Source organism: Psychrobacter sp. TB20-MNA-CIBAN-0197 (assembly GCF_040309765.1).
Lineage (GTDB): Bacteria > Pseudomonadota > Gammaproteobacteria > Pseudomonadales > Moraxellaceae > Psychrobacter > Psychrobacter submarinus.
In genome coordinates, this window is sequence record NZ_JBEOPC010000178.1 from 1 (window position 1) to 373 (window position 373).

At 42.9% G+C, this 373-nt stretch carries 1 pseudogene; it reads right to left on the reverse strand.

What is annotated here, in order from left to right:
* Window positions 1–373 (reverse strand): annotated as a pseudogene (locus tag AAEY83_RS13200) (hypothetical protein); the annotation flags it as partial.

Consider the following 373-nt stretch of genomic DNA (forward strand, 5'->3'; position numbering starts at 1 on the left):
CGTTAGTAATGACCGTTTGATGGGTAACTTGACCGTCAGTACCTGAAGTAGGAGCGATTTCTCTAGTAGTTACACCAGTTAGAGTTAAAGCGCGTTTGATAGTCAGTAGCGCTACAGTTGAATCATCACCTGCAGAAGCTGGGGCTTCACCATTGACGTTATCCACATCGTCAGTAGGATAGAATGTAGCAACGTTTTCATCATTACTATCTGTACTATCGATAAGGGTATTAGTAGTGGCAGGATTGTTATCCAGATCATCAGTGACTTTGACATGGTTAATAGCAGTGGCAGGGACAAGCGTGCCGGTACCACCTTTTTTTACTTTTAAGAGGATGGTTATACTTTGACCTGCTGGGATATTAACACCAGT